Source organism: Klebsiella sp. TF21-TM (assembly GCF_019753495.1).
GTDB classification, from domain to species: Bacteria; Pseudomonadota; Gammaproteobacteria; order Enterobacterales; family Enterobacteriaceae; genus Klebsiella; species Klebsiella quasipneumoniae.
Genome location: NZ_JAIJYL010000001.1, coordinates 354,243 through 369,862 on the forward strand (window position 1 = coordinate 354,243; position 15,620 = coordinate 369,862).

Sequence of the window (15,620 nt, forward strand, 5' to 3'; positions counted from 1 at the left end):
CATTCTGGCTGATGACAAACCTGTTTCATTATTCTGCCCGCATTTCTGCCGGGTGGCGGCTTTCTCCTTACCCGGCCTACGAAAGACGACAATATCAACCCGTTATGCGGTTGGCCGTAGGCCCGCGCAAGCGCAGCGCCGCCGGGCAATTCCTGAAGACGGTTTAATGCCTTCCCCACCGGGGAAGGCATTTTTGTTACTGGCCGCGGTAGCCGCCGCCCAGGGCTTTGATCAGGGTAATGTCGGTGCTCAACCGCTGGGCCTCAATATCCAGCAGCAACAGCTGCTGGGCAAGGACCGCCCGCCGGGCCTCTTCGGCGGCGTAGCGGCTGAGCAGGCCGCGCTGATAATGGGCGCGAGCGCTGTCGGTGGTGGTCTGCGCCGCGGTGACCTTCAGCTGCTGCAGCGCGCGCTGCTGATTCAGGTCGTTAAGCTGGCTGGAGCTGATGGCGACATCGCGAACCGCGTCCAGCACCGCCTGGTTGTACTGTTTGATCAGAATATTGCTGGCGGTGCGCGCCGACTGCAGATTGGCGTTCAGACGACCGCCGTCGAAGATCGGCAGATAGAGCCCAGGCAGCAGGTTGATCTGCTGGAAAGAGGACTTAAACAGATCCCCGACGCTCAGGGCGTTATAGCCCCAGAACGCTTTGATATCAAAATGGGGATAAAACGCCGCCTTCGCCGCATCGACCTGGCTCAGGGAGGCGGTCACATACCCGCGCAGCGCCTGCAGGTCCGGGCGGCGGGCCAGCAGCTCGAAAGAGAGCGAGGGCGGCAGCGTCTCCTGGAGCGCAGGCAGCGCCACCGGATGGATCGCCGGCATGCTCTGCGCATCGGCGCCGATCAGCGCCCGCAGGGTTTCACGATACTGGGTCAGCGTCCCCTCGGCGCTGATGATCTGCTGGCGGGCGGCGAGCTGTTCGGCCTGGGCGTTGGCCACATCCACACTGTCTTCCACGCCGCGTTGGGTCCGGTGCTCGTGGGCCGCCACCGAGAACTGGGCAATGCCTTCCAGGTCCTGCAGCAGCGCGATTTTCTGGAACGTCGCCTGCATGGCGAAATAGAGCTGCGCCACGCTGCTGGCGATGTCGAGCTCAATGCCGGCGGTTTCCGCCAGCCGGGCGTTTTTCTCGCCAATGGCGGCGGCAACCCGGGCGCGATCGGCTCCCCAGAGATCGATATTCAGCTGCGCCCCGACGCCAACGGTGTTCAGCGTATACCAGGGACCGTTCTTATCCACCGGCAGGGAGTAGGAGTAGGGCCAGCTAAAGGATTTGTCGGTGATCCGCAGGCGGTTTTGCGCCGCGACGGCGGTGGCCTGCAGGCCCATCGCCGACTGGGCGAGTTCCACCGTGGACTGCGACTGAGAGATGCGCAGCCGGGCGGCCTGCATGGTCGGCGAGTTCTGCAGCGCCCGGTTGATCAGCATATTGAGCTGAGGATCCTCATAGGCCTCCCACCAGCGGGCTGCCGGCCAGTCGCTATTCGCCAGGTGGATCACCTGCGCCAGCTGGGCCTGCTGCGGATTGACGATGGCGACCTGGGCGGGCTCGTCCTGGATCAGCGCGCAGCCGCTGAGCAGCGTCAGCGTCAGGGTAAGGAGAGTGCCGCGCAGCCGCGCGGAGAAAGGAAGGATCATCATGACGTTTTAGCCTGTTGCTCAGTCGCTATCGGTGTCGGGCCCCAGTCGGGTAGGGCGGCCAGCGCGGCGGCCAGCGCCGGGCCAAAGGGGTTAGTCAGGTCGGCGGCCAGCTGCTCGGCAGGCGCTGTCGCCTCCTGTTCGATACGTTCGGCGTAGCGCCGCAGCTGTTCGGCGCAGCGGGTCAGGGTCGGGTCTCCCGGCGCGGCGTTGAGCCGGTACCCTTCGCTAAGGCGGGCGATCTCCTCGGCCCGGGCGAGGGTGGCGCGCATCGGCCAGTCTTTCGCCTGGGGCCAGGGGTGGGCATACGTACCCAGCGGTTCGGCGCGAACCCGATGGATCAGCGCTTCGCTGTCGGTGAAGGCGACAAACAGAGGGGCCAGCGGCACCGCATCGTGCGGGGCGGCGAGGCAGTCCGCCAGCCGGCGATAGAGTCCGGCGAGGCGCGATTTCAGCTGCGGCGCTTCGCTGTCCGGCCAGAGATACAAATGGACAATGGAGGAGACCAGCACCCCGAGCAGAATGCCCAGCACCCGGTCCCGCAGCTCGGTGAGGTTTGTCAGCGGACCAAACCAGCTGAGGAAGGCCAGCGCAAAAGTGAAACCAATCTGGATCCCGGCGTAGGCGATACGCTCCGAGCCGGCGGCAATCCAGGCCGCCAGCGCCATCACCGGCAGGGACATCGCCAGCAGCCCCGACAGCGAGTCGGTCCAGGGCTGGACAAAGACGATTAACAGCAGCGCCAGCAGAGTGGCGAGCAGCGCGCCGCCGATGCGCAGCCACGTCTTCTGCATCGTGGCGCCCAGCCCGGGCTGGGCGACGATCACGCAGCTCAGCATAATGGTGTGCAGCCCCTGCCAGTCGGCAGCGGTATAGAAGACATAGCAGATTAGCGTCGCCAGCAGGGTCTTGAGCGCAAAATGGAGATACGCCGGGTTGCGCCAGGCGTCCGGCGCCAGCAGAGGCGGTTTTTCCACCTCTCCCTGCGGCAGGGCCACCGGCTCACCCTGGGCCAGCTGCTGCAGAAGGGCAGCCATCTCCTGCAGAACGGCGCGATTGGCGCCGCGGCCGCTGAGCGCCAGGGGGGGAATGGCGCCGTCAAACGGCCCCTCGCTAAGGGCGCTCTTCAGCTGGAGTACCGCCTGCGACAGCAGCAGGCGATCGTCGCTATCGGCCTCGTCCGCTTGCAGCAGCGCCGCCAGCTGGTAGCAGCGCAGGGTGGCGGCCAGCCGCGAGCGCCAGGCCTGCGGATCGGCGGCGATCTCCGGCGTCGCCCGACAGGCCTGGGCGAACAGCGACTGCAGCTGGTTGAACTGCGCGGCGGTCTCGCCGAAGGTCGGTGGCGTTTCTCCGCCCGGGGTCGCCAGCCCGCTGGGGCCCGACTGCAGCAACTCCGCCAGACGCGCCCTAAACTCGTTGCCCGGGAAGGGCTGCTGAAAAAAAGGGTTGACCAGCAGGGTGGTCAGGATCCCCGTGGTAAACGCCACCCACAGCCAGAGCAGCAGCCGCACCAGGATCTCGCTCTGGCTGGTCATCGACGGGAAGGTTTGGGCGTAAATCACCGCCAGCGCCACCACGAAAAAGGCCAGTCCCAGCTTGCCCAGCACCCGCATCAGATAGATGGCGCAGAAAAAGAGCGCCACGGAGGCCGCCAGGCGGATCAGCGGGTAGTCATAGGTCCACTTGATGATCAGCAGCACGCCGCCGAGCGCCACGCTGACGGTGACAAAAAAGACCACGCTGACTAACTTAATCATCAACACGTTAGGCTGGCTGACGTAGAACACGACGATCAGCGCGACGGCCAGGAAGGGGATCTGCAGGGTCATGAACAGGGTGATGAGCACCGCACAGCTCAGCGTCAGGCGCAGCGTGTAGCTGGCGCGTCCCGGCGCGTCGCGCAGTTCCTGGCGTAAAAAATGGGCGAGAGGAAACATCGCGTCGCCCGGCTACGGCTGCAGCACGGCGCTGGCCGAGGCGCCCATGCGGAACAGAGCCGGATCGGGATCGCTGACGGCGATTTTCACCGGGAAGCGCTGCGAGACGTGGACCCAGTTAATGCTTTTCTGGATCAGCGGCAGGCCTTCGATGACGCTCCCGCCTTCGGGCAGGACCCCGGAGCCGACCGAATCGACTACCCCGTTAAAGGTCCGGTTGTGGTTGGTCATCACGGTGATCCGCGCCGCCACGCCGGGGCGCACGTTGTTCAGATCGGTCTCGCGGAAGTTCGCGATCACATACCAGCGGTCGTCATCCAGCAGGGTGAAGACCGGCTTCAGCGCCGAGGCGTACTGGCCGACGGTGGTTTTCAGCGCCACTACCACGCCGTTGAACGGCGCGCGCACTTCGGTAAATTCCAGATGCAGTTCGGCGAGGGCGATTTGCGCCAGGATCCCGGCGCGTTGCGCCACCATGGCATCCACGCCGGTCACGGCCGCCGAGGCCTGTCTGGCCTGCAGCAGCGTGGCTTCCAGCTCCGCCCGGGCCGCTTTCTCGGCGGTGCGCGCCTGATCGAGATCTTCCTGCGAGGCAAACCCCTGCGGCACCAGCGGTTCAAGGCGGATGCGCGTGGAGGTGGTCTGCTTGACCAGCGCTCTGGCGCGCTCGACGGCGGCCGCTACCGACTGGGCGTTATACTCCTGCGCTTTGATGGTGCGCTGGGTCAGCATAATCTGCGCGTCGAGGGTCGTCAGCCGGGCTTTCGCGTCATCGAGCATCGCCTGATAGGGACGGGGGTCGATGCGGAACAGCAGATCGCCTTTTTTCACCCGCTGGTTATCGCGGATGGGCATCTCCACGATGCGTCCGCTGACCTCGGGCACCACATCGATGGTATCGGCATAGACATAGGCGTCATTGGTCTCCGGCGACGTTTGCAACTGCCAGATAACCAGGATCAGCGCCAGGATGGCGGCGAGGACCAGCGCCAGCAGAGGCCATTTCTTGCGTAACAGGGGAGTGCGGGAAGTAGTCATAAGCGATCAGTGAACAAAAAACAGAAACCACAGCAGCGTGGCGAACAGGAACATCAGCGCGACATAGCTGAAGACCAGGGGAGAAAAGCGCGGCTGCCAGCCGTTACGGGTAATCAGGATATGGCAGGGGATGAGTAAAAACGCGCCGCCCAACAAGCAGAAAAACCAGCCGGGGAACGCGGCGCCCAATACCGGGATCGCTGGTGAGAGTGAGCAGCCGGTGAGCGGCAAGACGAGCAGTAGCCGCGCCGGGCGGGCTATGATGGCAATATGATTCAATGGAACATCCCTGAGTGCTCTTACCAGTGTGTCATGAGTGTAATCGCCTCGTTGCGGGAATGAAAGTCAACCGTTCGTTGACTGCGGGATCCGTGCGCGCCGGAAGAGCGGGAGGATGCGCCAAATCCCTCTCCTGACGCCCATTACCGACTTGCGCATAGTCAGCCGTCACGGGGAGGACTATGCTTAGCCTGAAAGTCATAAAACAAGACCGAGGCAATGTCATGGATAAGGAATTACTGGAAGCCGGCTACCGGGCCTACACCGGGGAGAAAATCGACGTCTACTTTAATACGGCGATCTGTCAGCATTCCGGGAACTGCGTGCGCGGCAGCGCGAAGCTGTTCAATCTCAAGCGTAAGCCGTGGATCATCCCGGATGAAGTGGATGTCGCGACGGTGGTGAAGGTGATCGATACCTGCCCGAGCGGCGCCCTGCAATATCGTCATAAATAAGCGAGGAGAAGATGGAAATACTGGAAGGGCACAACAAATTTTATGTTAACGACGCGCAGGGTAACCAGGTCGCGGAGATTGTTTTTGTTCCCACCGGCGAACACCTCAGCATTATCGAACATACCGATGTCGATCCCAGCCTGAAAGGCCAGGGCGTGGGGAAACAGCTGGTGGCGAAGGTGGTGGAAAAAATGCGCCAGGAGCAGCGGAAGATTATTCCACTCTGCCCGTTTGCCAAACATGAATTCGATAACACCCGCGAATACGACGATATTCGCGCCTGACGTACCGGCACCGGTGTAAACCGGTGCGCTTTTCACTCGCCAGCGCATCCGCGCCATTAGTCCCTCATCGCTTCCCCCCATGCCTGTTCAAACGCCGACCGTAAGTTTGCTGATGAACGAGGCGGCTGCCTGTGTGGAAAGCGAGGGGCCATATGCGGGTGATATTTCACCCGCTTTTTACCTCCGGCAGCCGCTTCGCCGCGTTCAGCATTCGCTGGTTCAACCCCCGGGCGGCCAGCGAGCTGGAAGAGAGGATGTCATCGGTCATCATTGATAGACAAAGGTAATGCCGATGATCGACTGCACATTACCGGCGGTGACCTGGCCTGTGGTCCGGGCGTAGGTCGCCGTCAGGCCGAGATTGACCGGCGAGGTTCCGACGGTGCCCAGCGAGACCGTGCTGTTCGCCGGCACGGCGCTGCCGTTGCGGGTAAGCTGGACGCCTATCCCCTGCGCCGGCGAGGCGGAGGCGGTGTTCGTGAAGATCGCGTGGGCGCTGTCCGCGGTGGCGCCGGAGAGGTAATACCCCAGCTGCTGGCTCTGCGCGCAGTGCACGGTGAGCGGCACGGCCATGGAGCCCGGGTAGTCGGGGAGAGTGACGGTGACATCGCGGGCAGAGACATCGCAGCCGCCGGTGGGGACCACCACGTCGTTATTGGCGTAGATGTTCCAGATGAACTGGAAGGAGTCGCTATTGTAGTTGTTGGTCTGATGCAGGATCAGCACCGCGATTAACGATCCTGCGGCGATCGCCACCCCGCCGGCGGTGCTGACCGGCGTCAGATACAGGACGGCGGGCCAGGGCTTATCGGTTCGTGAATCGTAAATCACCCGCGCCGTTTCCGTGGTGGTCGGGAAGGGGTAAGAGGTGCCGTTATATTTCACGGTGCCAGAGAAACTCGACAGCACGCCGCCATAGGCGGATCCGCGCTGCAGGGTCACGTAGTCAGTGATCGTTTCCGGATAATCGTTATGGCAAAAAATCTGCGTGGAGAGGTCGACCACCAGGTTTTGCCCGACGTTGACCGCCGGGGTCAGGTTAACGTAGACGTTGGCTGAGCCGCCGCCGATGGGGATCGTCGCGCCGGTGGCCGTTTTGCAGGCGAAGGACCAGGCGTTTATCGACCAGCCCAGCAGCAACAGGGTGGTGAACAGAGGGATAATTTTTTTCATCATGATGCTCTCCTGGCTCAGGCGTAGGTATAGGTGATGTTAATCACCGCCTGAATGGTGCCTTGCGTGGCGCCGCCGTTGACCGACAGGGCCCTGACCTGCAGCGGGAAGCGGGCGGACTGGCTGGCCTCATCCACCTGTACCGACTGGCTGCTGCCGTTGTTCAGCGTGGCGCCGTCCTCGCTCTGCAGTTCGAGCTGAATATTGCCTGCCGTCCCCTGGTTTTTGTAATAGCCAGTGCTGTCCGCGGTCCCGCTGAAGGTGGCCTTCACCCGTGAGGTACCGACGGGGCAGTTGCTGAGATCCAGCGCCACGCTGTGCCAGGCCGATGCCGAGCCCGCGCCGATCAGGCTGAAGGTGTAAAGATCGCCCAGCTCGACGGTGGCATTGACGGTGGAGACCGTGCAGGGTCTGGCCACCACCTTCCCGTTGACGGTGAGGGTGACATCGGCCGCCCGCAGGGAAGGGCTCGCGGTTAACAGGCCGGCCAGCAGCCAGCCCACGTGGGTCCATTTCATTGCAGCCTCCGCTTACTGAAATTCCAGGGTGAATGTCGCTGTCGCATTGACATGCCCGGCGGTGACGGGCACCTGGGTCGCCATCAGACGGGCGTAAAAGTTCAGGATGTTGGTCTGGCCCGGCGTCAGCGTGGTCCAGGCGATGGCTGACGACGGGGCATTGACGGGCAGCCGGGACTGCTGCTGGTCGAGAATCTCCACCCCCATTCCCGCCGCCGCCGCCGAGGCGCCGGCGTCGAGTTTTAACAGGCTGGTATTGACGCTGTCCGCCACGCCGGTGAAGCCGACCTTCACCGCGGTGACGGAAGTGCCGCAGGGCGACAGCACGATACGGAACGGCACCGGCGGGGTCGTTGCCCCGACGGCGTAAAACTGCTTCGCGGCGTTGTCCTGCAAATCGACGGTGAACTCCTTCGACTCTCCGGCCACCGCGCAGGCGTTGTCGCGCACATAGCCGCTGATGGCGATCGTGCTGTCGGCAGCGAAGGCCAGCGGCGCGGCCAGCGTGAGCAGGGCGCCCAGCAGATACTGCGGTGTTCTCATCATCATCTCCTTAGCGACACGCGACGGACAGCTGGCTGAGCGCTTGCTGCCGGCTCTCCGGCGGCAGACGATAATCGGCCACGCACTGGGCGTCGGGGCCATCGCCCCATTTCACCCGCACCTTACCCGCCAGCGGCATCCCGCTGAGGTAGACCTGACCGTTATCCGCGACGATGCTGCCGCTCTGGTTGCTGTCGCTGGTGGCGAGGGCGCCAAACGGCACCGGTTTGCCGCGATGGGTGAGCGTCATCAGGATCTTCATCCCCACCTGGGCGTTAAAGCTGGCGCGGACGATCGCCCCATGGGTAGGCACCACGCTGACCACCGCATCATCAAGGTCGACATTGTCCGCCAGGGTATTGGTGTCCAGCGCGACCCGGTTTTCGCGATACTCGGTGGCATACGGCAGGACGGCATATCCGCGCCAGTCGGTGCGTACCCCGGTCTGGTTTTCCACCTTCACGCCGCCGGCGCCGGGGGCTTTCACCAGCACCACGGTATCGTTCAGCGGCTGGCTCAAGGTGATGCCGTTGGCGTGCGCCAGCACGCCGCCGCTGACCCCGTAGTAAAGCTGTTTAAAGCCATCGCTGCGGCTGTAGCCGACGTTGGCGTTGCCGTAGCCGCCGCGGTAGTTGAGCGCGGTATAGCCGGTGCTCCCGTTGTCGCCGTTGCCGCCGCCGGCATAGCCGGTTTGCACGCTATAGCTGAGGTTGTTGTCTTCCAGCAGGGTGCCGTACAGGCCCGCCAGATTGGTCATGCGGCCATTGAGATCGTGCGACAGGCTGTAGCTGGCGCTGGCGTGCCGCCAGACCGAACGGCTATCGGAGCGCAGCCAGTGGCTGAAGGGGATATTGACGTTAACCGCCAGCATCTGATCGCGTCCCTGCTGCCAGGCGTTTTTCGTCAGGCTGTAGCTTAGCGACCAGTTGATATCGTCTACGGCGGCGTTGAGGCCGGCCTGCAGTTGCTCATCGGCATCGTCGGTGCCCCAGTAAGTCTGGTGGCTGCCGCTCAGATAGAGGGTGGCGGTGCGCCCCAGCTGTTGGGTCACGCTCAGCTGCACCTTGCCGCGTTTGCTGTAAGCCAGATTGTAGTAGTCGGTAAATTTGGGTTTCACCTGGATAACCCCGTCCTGAGTTTCCACGCTGTAGCCGCTCATCCGGCGGTAGGTGGTATCGGCAAAGTTATAGTAGCCGCGGGTGGAGTAGCGGTAGCCCACCAGCTGCAGGTTGGTGCCGGTCTCATCCAGTGACTTGTTATAGAGAAAGCGCACCGACTGTCCCTGATGCTCGCTGTCGTCAGGCAGGGTGGCGTTGGCCTGGGTGATATCCAGCGACAAGGCGCCGAAATAGCCCATGTTTTTCCCTACCCCGAGGTTAAAGGCGCGATAGCGGTCCGCCAGCTGGGCACCGCCGTACAGGGTCCAGCCGGCCGGCAGGCCATGCATGGCCGTGCTCTGGAAAAAGTCGGGTGTTTCCTGCTGGCTGTTGCCGCTGCGGTACTCCCCGGCGGAGAGGGCGAAGCGGGTATGGCCTTCGCGCTGCAGCACCGGCACCGTTGACCAGGGCACGCTGAAGACCTGGCGGGTGCCATCCGCTTCTTTAATGGTGACCTGCAGATCGCCGCCGTTGCCCGCGGCGTAGAGATCGTCGATGGTAAACGGCCCCGGCGGCACCGTGCTCTGGTAGATTTCGTAGCCGTTTTGTTTGACTGACACCTGCGCGGTGCCGCGGGCGATCCCGTGGATCACCGGCGCGAAGCCTTTCTGGCTGTCCGGCAGCATATTGTCATCGGAGGCCAGCTGCGCGCCGCGGAAGTTGATCCCGTCGAAGACATCGCCGTTGGTGTAGCTATCCCCGAGGGTAAGCCGCGACCGCAGGGGAATGATGTCCCGCTCAAGCCAGCTGTTGACGTGCTGCCAGCGGTTCTCATTGGATGAGGCGCTGCCGCCGCTGCTGTAACTCCAGGTGCTGTTATCGCGCAGGCGCCAGGCGCCGAGGTTCAGCCCGCTCTGCAGATTCAGATAGGCGTAACGGCTGTTCCCCCCGGTGGCGTTATGAACGTTATTGCCGGTGAAGTTATAGTTAATCAGCCCGGCGGTGATGCCGTTATCCCATAGCTCCGGCGGAATATAGCCGCGGGCGTGGCTGCCCATAAACGCCTGGGGTACGGTGAGATACAGGCGCTGCTGGCCGACATCGAAGCGGGTGGTGGCTTCGCTGATGAGCGTCGTTAGCGGCACGCAGGCCTTACTGTCCAGGGCCGCCATGCCCGTCACCCGTCCGGTATCCACCCCCATGCTCGCCAGCTGGCCGCGGGTCAGGCAGGGCGACAGGCCATGGCCCTGCGCGTCGGCCTGGAAAGTAACGTCCCGGGTAGTCATATAGCCGTTATTGAGGTAAATATCGACGCGATAGGTGCCCGGCGGGACCTCCTGGCCTTTTTCAAATCCCGACAGGTCTGCCACCGCCGCCGGATCGTCAGCTAAAAAGCGGGGGTTAAAATAGAGGTCCGCCTGCGCGGCAAACGGCTGCGAGCAGAGCCACAGCGTCAACGCCGGCGTAATCAGGCGCCGGGCGCTTGGGCGACCCCCATGGTCCAGTCCATATTTTCGATGTGACATAATCCCTCCGGTCCGACGTTGCCCGGCAGTCAGTGCTTCTGGTCATGCGCAGCGTGGCCCGCGCGGCGGGGCACACCAGAGTTAACGCAGTACGCCATTCATTTTCGGCGTCAGCGCGCCGTAATCGTTAATGGTGCGATAGGTGATGGTGCTGCCGGCATCCGCGGGCAGCTTGACGCTGGTTTTGCCCATCGGCGGCACCAGGGCGTTTTCCAGAATGCGCGTTCCGGCGTTCAGTTCGGTCACCGTCAGGTAATAGGGGGTGGGATTAGTCAGCGTTAGCGACGATCCGTTGCGGCTAAAGGTCAGCTTGTCCGGCGCCTGATCCGGGGGCAGGGTCAGTTTTGCCGGTCGGTAGTAGAGCTTGATGCGGCTGATAATCGCCAACTGGAGGGTGTTGTCGCTGAGCTTCGATTTATCCATTGAAGGAATAGCCTTAACGTTCATCCAGAACAGGCTTTCCCGATCCTGCGGCAGCTGGTTATTGGTCGCGTCGATAATGCGCAGGGTGTTCTCTTTTTTGCCCTGCATGGCAAACAGGGGGGGAGTGATAACAAACCGGCCGTCTCGCTGCCCATCGGCATTTTCCACCCATGACTGAATAAGCCAGGTGCTGTTGTCGTCGTTATTGGTGACCGCCAGCTGGACCTGTTTCTGACCCGCCGGGTAGATGACCCGGGTCGCGCCCAGCGCGACGCCCGCGTGCGCGCTGGCGCTCAACGCGCCGGCGGCGAAAAGCGCACATCCCGTCAGTATGCCGCGTATCGTCGTTGCCGTTTTTCTCACATTATCTCCTTGTCTGCTTACGGTGTTGTCCTGCTGGTCTGCGGGTTGATTACTGGTAGGTTAATGAGAACCAGGCCTGGGCGTTGGCCGCCCCGCCGGTGACCTGGCGTCCGGTCGCCCGATATTTGGCGACGAAATTTAGCGTCGTCGGTCCGCGGTAGAGCGGCACCCAGCGATCCGGCGGACGATTGAGGGGCAGCTGCTGGCCCTGACTGTCGAACAGCGCAATGCCGATCCCGCTGGCGATCCCCGGGCCTTCGCCCACCGACAGCACATCGGGGTTTTTGCCGTCAGCCACGCCGTGAAATGCCACCCCGACATGCTGGCTGACCGCCGTACTGCAATCCTGTAAATGAATCGCGAAAGGGATCGGGTTGCTGTCTTCGCCCACGTCGTGAAATCGGTTACTGCTGATCTGTCCCAGATTGACCGTCATCTGCCGATCGCCGGCTTCAACGCGGCAGGAACTGGCCATGATCAGGCCCTGAAAGCGCATGCTCCCTCCCGGCAGCGTGACGTTCCACTGATTACCGGCCAGCGCCAGCGGAGGCAGCAGCAGTAGCAGACCCGATTTCATTCCCTGCATCGTTTCACCCCGGTTGCAAAATTATGCGCGGGCCCTCCTGGCCCGGATGGCTTCCTTGCCTGATGGTTGCCTTACTCGTACTGCACTTTGAAGGTGGCGTCCGCGTTCGCGATACCGGCGGTCGCGGCGCCAGTGGCGTAGTAACGCGCCTGGAACGGAATGATGTTGGTGCCGTCATTCAGGGTGGTGGCTGCGCTGAAGGTGGCGCCGTCCAGCGCCAGCGGCGTGCCGGTGTTGTCGAGGATCTGTACGCCGACGTTGGTCGCGCTGCCGGCGGCAGAGTTTTGCAGCGCCAGAACGGTGGTATTGCTGCTGTCAATAGCCGTACCGGCGAAGGCGACGGACGCTTTGGTTGCTACCGTGGTGTCGCAATCATCCAGCTGAATGTTGAAACCGACGGACGAACTGGTGCTCCCCGCCGTGGCCAGCTTCGCGGAACGCACCTGGCCCAACTGGACGGTTTGATCGATAGAGCCGGCATCCACCGCACAGGCCGCGTTAACGACTTCCCCTTTAAAATGGACGGTCCCGCCGTTAACCGTGGTGGTATCGGCCAGGGCCGCCGCGGAGCTCAGAGACAGGGCTGACACAACAATCATTGCCAGTGTTTTGATTTTCATACTGTTTTCCTTTGAACGATGTCGAAATAACGAACCGGATTGGCAGCCGTTGTGCCTTCCAGGCATTTCAGATTTCAGCCGAGTGGTCCGGCTGCCGGCTCTGCACAGTTTTCGCCCAACCGATGAGACAATTGGGGCCATTTTGACTCGTTGAGATAAACGATCTGATTTCCGTTTAATTACGCTTGTTTTCTGGTGTTAAGTTCTGATAAATGTTGTTTATATGGATATTTCATCTGTGGTTGTTGGCGGAGTGCGAAAGGAAGAGCGATGCCGCTGGCGAAGGCGCGTCGATGCCCCGGGAGGTCAGGGTGAGAAAAGTGCGTAATTGATGTTTTAAAAATGATTTAAAATCAGATGATTATGAATTTTTTTGCAGAAATATGGCGTGGTGAGTTGCAAAATATGTCAAAACATTTTTATGATATAAACAGTTTGGCCCCAATTGACCTGTTCACGGTTTGTTTTTTTAATTAAATTCAATCGTTTGTATCAATTCCCGCTTCCGCATTGTTTTCTCCAATAAGATTATTTCTTTCCCATATTCCGGCAAAACGCGCCGCATTGCTGGCGGTGTAGCGCACCGTGTGTCGAATATTACGATGACCGAGATAATCCTGGATCAAACGGGTATCTGTCCCTCTTTCCGCCAGTTCGTAGCCGCAGGCGTGACGCAGCATATGGGGGTGGGTCTGCGTTACGGTACCTGCCTTTTCCCCGGCGGCGCGAATAATACGATATGCCTGCTGGCGTGAGAGTGGGGTACCGCGACGGGAGATAAACAGCGCGTCGGTTTTGGCCGCCGCTTTCCAGCCGGCGCGGACCTGACTCCAGCGCTCAATAGCCTCACGTTCATCAAAGCGCAGCGGGTGAATAGTCGAAAAACCGTTCTTCAACCGCCGCACATTGACCCGGCCTTCCCGTAGATCCAGATCGTGATAGTGCAGATCCAGCAGTTCGCTGATGCGCATCCCGTGGCGAAAGGCGAGCAGGATGAGGCAGTAGTCCCGCTCGCCGGTGGCGCCCTGACGTGCGGCCTGCATCATAGCCTGAACTTCTTTGGCGGTAAGAAAACGACGTCGGTTCACAATAGTTGCTCCTGAAAAAGATGTGAGGGGTCGTCATGGCGAAACCATACGCCATGACGGAAAAGATCCGTAATGCGAGAACGGTACAAGGTGAAGGCGATTAACCACGCATAGATAGCATATTATATTTACAGCCAGTCAAAATATCGCCTGGCGATAATTCTTAATTTTAGAGATTTTAAGCAAGGCCACAATAGATCTGCTCGGGTTTCATAGCATGTACATAAAATAAAAGGTTTTTTTCAAACGATAGATTTTAAAAATAGCGGGATGGATTTTAGCCAACAATAAATAGTCACGGCAAAACCGGAATTTATGCAGGGTTAATTGAACGAGGTGACCGCAGGATTAAATAAGAACTTGCGGGAACAGTAATCATAATTAACCGAGGGTTAATTTATTGATATTTAATTTCCCCGCAACGCGGTACAACGCCATCCGTGGCGTCAGGCTTACTGAAGCAGCGACAGGCGCTGTTTGTCGCGCGTATTGTCCCAGATACCATAGAAGCGTCCCGCGTTGCTGGCGGTATACCAGACGGTATGGCGAATATTGCGGTGTCCGAGATAGTCCTGGATCAGGCGGGTATCGATACCCATATTGGCCAACGCAAAGCCACACGAGTGACGCAGCATGTGCGGGTGGATCTCCAGCGGCAATCCCGCCTGGTCGCCAGAAGAGGCGATAATCTGATAGAACTGCTGGCGGGAAAGGGGATTGCCTTTGCGGGAGAGAAACAGCCACTCGCTGGCGGCCTGCGGCCAGGTGTTGCGAATGGCCAGCCAGCGCTTTAGGGCGTGGATCTCTTTATTCAGCAAAGGGTGGGTGGTCGAGAACCCCTTTTTTAGCCGATGGATATAAACGCAGCGGGAAGCAAGGTCGATATCGGATATTCGCAGGCGACAGATCTCGCTGGCGCGCAGACCATGGATGAAGCACAGCAGCGTCAGGCAATAATTACGTGCGGCGTAGGGACCGCTATCGGCGGCTTTTAGTAGCGACTCGATTTCATTCTGAGTCAGGAAGTTCCTTTTTTTAATATCGGCGTTATTCGTCATGGTGTTCCCTTTTATGGCAGGCAAATATTACGCTTTCCAGGCCTGCGTCAGGTCATTGTTAAATGCGACTGCCTTTTTATTTTTAAACAGCGTGCTGATAACGTTTTTATTTGCTACGGGTGCACGCAGTATCATGGGCTATCGCCATCCCCTGCGATAAGACGCCGCATGCTGAAGGGTAAAGAAAGGGTTAGCTGGTTGAACTGGCGAATCTTTCCTGGAGGTTTCCACGTCCTGTACATCCCTGATCCTCTTGATGATGCCCACGTGATGATGAAGGCACTGGCTTCCGGCCACGGCAAGGCGGCCATCAATGCCGTCATGATTTATTTCCCGGCTGTCGGGGCGGCACGGCGTCAGCCAGCCGGCCGCCCGTATCTCAGCGACGGGAATGGCATGAGTAATTTCTCAGACAGAATACAACCTTGAACCGTCTGGATAGCATTCACTGCAAAACTACAACAGTGATTAAACCATACTGCAAAAAGCCTGGGGATAATAGCCATTGTCTCTGTAAGGGCACTTTACGTCTTATTTAAAGGGTTGAGCTTAATCTTAATAATGCAGGGGTAGCAGCGGGCGGTAATCGGCGGTAGCGGTGATATCAGGCTGTGGGTATTAGTAGCCATGGACTGCGGACCGGTTGCGGGTAATATTCTGCAGCAAACTAAGAATAAAGAGCAGGCAGGGCTGGACGCGACGGTCCGGCGTCACAGGCGGAGTGAAAGGCTCCGGTGGCAGAAGACCTCGATCTGACATTCGCCGGAGCAGGCTGACTTACCATTTTTCGTCGCGGGCTTCCTGACGACCTTCGCGGCGGTTTTCCCGCTTATCGTGACGGCAGCTGGCGTTGCTTTGATTGGGCTTTGTTGAATAAATCGAACTTTTGCTGAGTTGAAGGATCAGATCACGTATCCTCCCGACAACACAGACCATTCCGTGGCAAAGCAAAAGTTCAGAATCACCAACTGGTCCACCTACAACAAAGCT

At 60.3% G+C, this 15,620-nt stretch carries 17 protein-coding genes; 4 read left to right on the plus strand and 13 right to left on the minus strand.

The window, feature by feature from the left end:
* Positions 1-196: 196 nt before the first annotated feature.
* From K5R89_RS01830 to K5R89_RS01845, 4 genes are read right to left on the minus strand one after another with little or no spacing between them, the layout of a single operon-like run.
* The gene (locus K5R89_RS01830; protein ID WP_217219589.1) at positions 197-1,645 is read right to left on the minus strand and encodes an MdtP family multidrug efflux transporter outer membrane subunit; all 1,449 of its coding nucleotides are present in this window, start codon (positions 1,643-1,645) and stop codon (positions 197-199) included.
* Positions 1,642-3,579: a multidrug efflux transporter permease subunit MdtO gene (gene mdtO / locus K5R89_RS01835; RefSeq protein ID WP_221853857.1), complete on the minus strand. Its 1,938-nt coding sequence runs from the start codon at positions 3,577-3,579 to the stop codon at positions 1,642-1,644. The genes K5R89_RS01830 and mdtO overlap by 4 nt, the downstream gene beginning before the upstream one ends.
* A gap of 12 nt (positions 3,580-3,591) precedes the next feature.
* Positions 3,592-4,617, minus strand: coding sequence for a multidrug transporter subunit MdtN (mdtN, locus tag K5R89_RS01840; protein WP_023290946.1), 1,026 nt, complete (start codon positions 4,615-4,617; stop codon positions 3,592-3,594).
* Positions 4,618-4,623: 6 nt separating this feature from the next.
* Positions 4,624-4,896 carry a YtcA family lipoprotein gene (locus tag K5R89_RS01845; protein WP_023290945.1) on the minus strand — a complete coding sequence of 91 codons (273 nt, stop codon included), beginning with the start codon at positions 4,894-4,896 and terminating at the stop codon, positions 4,624-4,626.
* Between the two features lie 224 nt (positions 4,897-5,120).
* On the opposite strand from K5R89_RS01845, the gene yjdI reads away from it, so the two are divergent.
* Positions 5,121-5,351 (plus strand): 4Fe-4S mono-cluster protein YjdI, encoded by a 231-nt coding sequence (yjdI, locus tag K5R89_RS01850; RefSeq protein ID WP_004205354.1) that lies wholly within the window; start codon positions 5,121-5,123, stop codon positions 5,349-5,351.
* An 11-nt stretch (positions 5,352-5,362) separates the two neighbouring features.
* The gene (locus K5R89_RS01855) at positions 5,363-5,635 is read left to right on the plus strand and encodes a GNAT family N-acetyltransferase (protein ID WP_002916201.1); all 273 of its coding nucleotides are present in this window, start codon (positions 5,363-5,365) and stop codon (positions 5,633-5,635) included.
* 267 nt (positions 5,636-5,902) lie between these two features.
* Here K5R89_RS01855 and K5R89_RS01860 read toward each other — a convergent pair whose 3' ends face one another.
* From K5R89_RS01860 to fimB, 9 genes are all read right to left on the minus strand, one after another.
* Positions 5,903-6,808, minus strand: coding sequence for a fimbrial protein (locus K5R89_RS01860; RefSeq protein WP_032429212.1), 906 nt, complete (start codon positions 6,806-6,808; stop codon positions 5,903-5,905).
* 17 nt (positions 6,809-6,825) lie between these two features.
* Positions 6,826-7,311, minus strand: coding sequence for a fimbrial protein (locus tag K5R89_RS01865; protein WP_217220082.1), 486 nt, complete (start codon positions 7,309-7,311; stop codon positions 6,826-6,828).
* 27 nt (positions 7,312-7,338) lie between these two features.
* On the minus strand, positions 7,339-7,869 hold the full coding sequence (locus tag K5R89_RS01870) for a fimbrial protein (protein ID WP_065813326.1): 531 nt from the start codon (positions 7,867-7,869) through the stop codon (positions 7,339-7,341).
* A 10-nt stretch (positions 7,870-7,879) separates the two neighbouring features.
* On the minus strand, positions 7,880-10,492 hold the full coding sequence (locus K5R89_RS01875; RefSeq protein ID WP_080820251.1) for a fimbrial biogenesis usher protein: 2,613 nt from the start codon (positions 10,490-10,492) through the stop codon (positions 7,880-7,882).
* Between the two features lie 81 nt (positions 10,493-10,573).
* Positions 10,574-11,248 (minus strand): fimbria/pilus periplasmic chaperone, encoded by a 675-nt coding sequence (locus tag K5R89_RS01880; RefSeq protein ID WP_244350933.1) that lies wholly within the window; start codon positions 11,246-11,248, stop codon positions 10,574-10,576.
* Between the two features lie 79 nt (positions 11,249-11,327).
* Positions 11,328-11,864, minus strand: coding sequence for a fimbrial protein (locus K5R89_RS01885; RefSeq protein ID WP_012967260.1), 537 nt, complete (start codon positions 11,862-11,864; stop codon positions 11,328-11,330).
* A 71-nt stretch (positions 11,865-11,935) separates the two neighbouring features.
* A complete protein-coding gene (gene fimA / locus K5R89_RS01890) occupies positions 11,936-12,484 on the minus strand; it encodes a type 1 fimbrial major subunit FimA (RefSeq protein ID WP_004205364.1) in 549 nt (182 codons plus the stop codon).
* A 479-nt stretch (positions 12,485-12,963) separates the two neighbouring features.
* The gene (gene fimE, locus K5R89_RS01895; RefSeq protein ID WP_087826608.1) at positions 12,964-13,572 is read right to left on the minus strand and encodes a type 1 fimbria switch DNA invertase FimE; all 609 of its coding nucleotides are present in this window, start codon (positions 13,570-13,572) and stop codon (positions 12,964-12,966) included.
* Between the two features lie 452 nt (positions 13,573-14,024).
* The gene (gene fimB, locus K5R89_RS01900) at positions 14,025-14,630 is read right to left on the minus strand and encodes a type 1 fimbria switch DNA invertase FimB (protein ID WP_023290937.1); all 606 of its coding nucleotides are present in this window, start codon (positions 14,628-14,630) and stop codon (positions 14,025-14,027) included.
* A 168-nt stretch (positions 14,631-14,798) separates the two neighbouring features.
* Here fimB and K5R89_RS01905 point away from each other — a divergent pair, with 168 nt between their 5' ends.
* Together K5R89_RS01905 and K5R89_RS27330 are read left to right on the plus strand one after the other, a co-directional pair.
* Complete coding sequence (locus tag K5R89_RS01905) at positions 14,799-15,059, plus strand: hypothetical protein (protein WP_032428979.1); 261 nt, start codon at positions 14,799-14,801, stop codon at positions 15,057-15,059.
* A 465-nt stretch (positions 15,060-15,524) separates the two neighbouring features.
* Positions 15,525-15,620 (plus strand): hypothetical protein (locus K5R89_RS27330; RefSeq protein ID WP_224774250.1); only part of this gene is annotated, 96 nt, incomplete at its 3' end.

What these genes read in the sequence shown, in the direction of transcription:
- K5R89_RS01830 (WP_217219589.1), bottom strand. Translation starts at nt 1,645, where the DNA reads ATGATGATCCTTCCTTTCTCCGCGCGGCTGCGCGGCACTCTCCTTACC.
- mdtO (WP_221853857.1), bottom strand. Translation starts at nt 3,579, where the DNA reads ATGTTTCCTCTCGCCCATTTTTTACGCCAGGAACTGCGCGACGCGCCG.
- mdtN (WP_023290946.1), bottom strand. Translation starts at nt 4,617, where the DNA reads ATGACTACTTCCCGCACTCCCCTGTTACGCAAGAAATGGCCTCTGCTG.
- yjdI (WP_004205354.1), top strand. Translation starts at nt 5,121, where the DNA reads ATGGATAAGGAATTACTGGAAGCCGGCTACCGGGCCTACACCGGGGAG.
- K5R89_RS01855 (WP_002916201.1), top strand. Translation starts at nt 5,363, where the DNA reads ATGGAAATACTGGAAGGGCACAACAAATTTTATGTTAACGACGCGCAG.
- K5R89_RS01860 (WP_032429212.1), bottom strand. Translation starts at nt 6,808, where the DNA reads ATGAAAAAAATTATCCCTCTGTTCACCACCCTGTTGCTGCTGGGCTGG.
- K5R89_RS01870 (WP_065813326.1), bottom strand. Translation starts at nt 7,869, where the DNA reads ATGAGAACACCGCAGTATCTGCTGGGCGCCCTGCTCACGCTGGCCGCG.
- K5R89_RS01875 (WP_080820251.1), bottom strand. Translation starts at nt 10,492, where the DNA reads ATGTCACATCGAAAATATGGACTGGACCATGGGGGTCGCCCAAGCGCC.
- K5R89_RS01885 (WP_012967260.1), bottom strand. Translation starts at nt 11,864, where the DNA reads ATGCAGGGAATGAAATCGGGTCTGCTACTGCTGCTGCCTCCGCTGGCG.
- fimA (WP_004205364.1), bottom strand. Translation starts at nt 12,484, where the DNA reads ATGAAAATCAAAACACTGGCAATGATTGTTGTGTCAGCCCTGTCTCTG.
- fimB (WP_023290937.1), bottom strand. Translation starts at nt 14,630, where the DNA reads ATGACGAATAACGCCGATATTAAAAAAAGGAACTTCCTGACTCAGAAT.
- K5R89_RS01905 (WP_032428979.1), top strand. Translation starts at nt 14,799, where the DNA reads ATGCTGAAGGGTAAAGAAAGGGTTAGCTGGTTGAACTGGCGAATCTTT.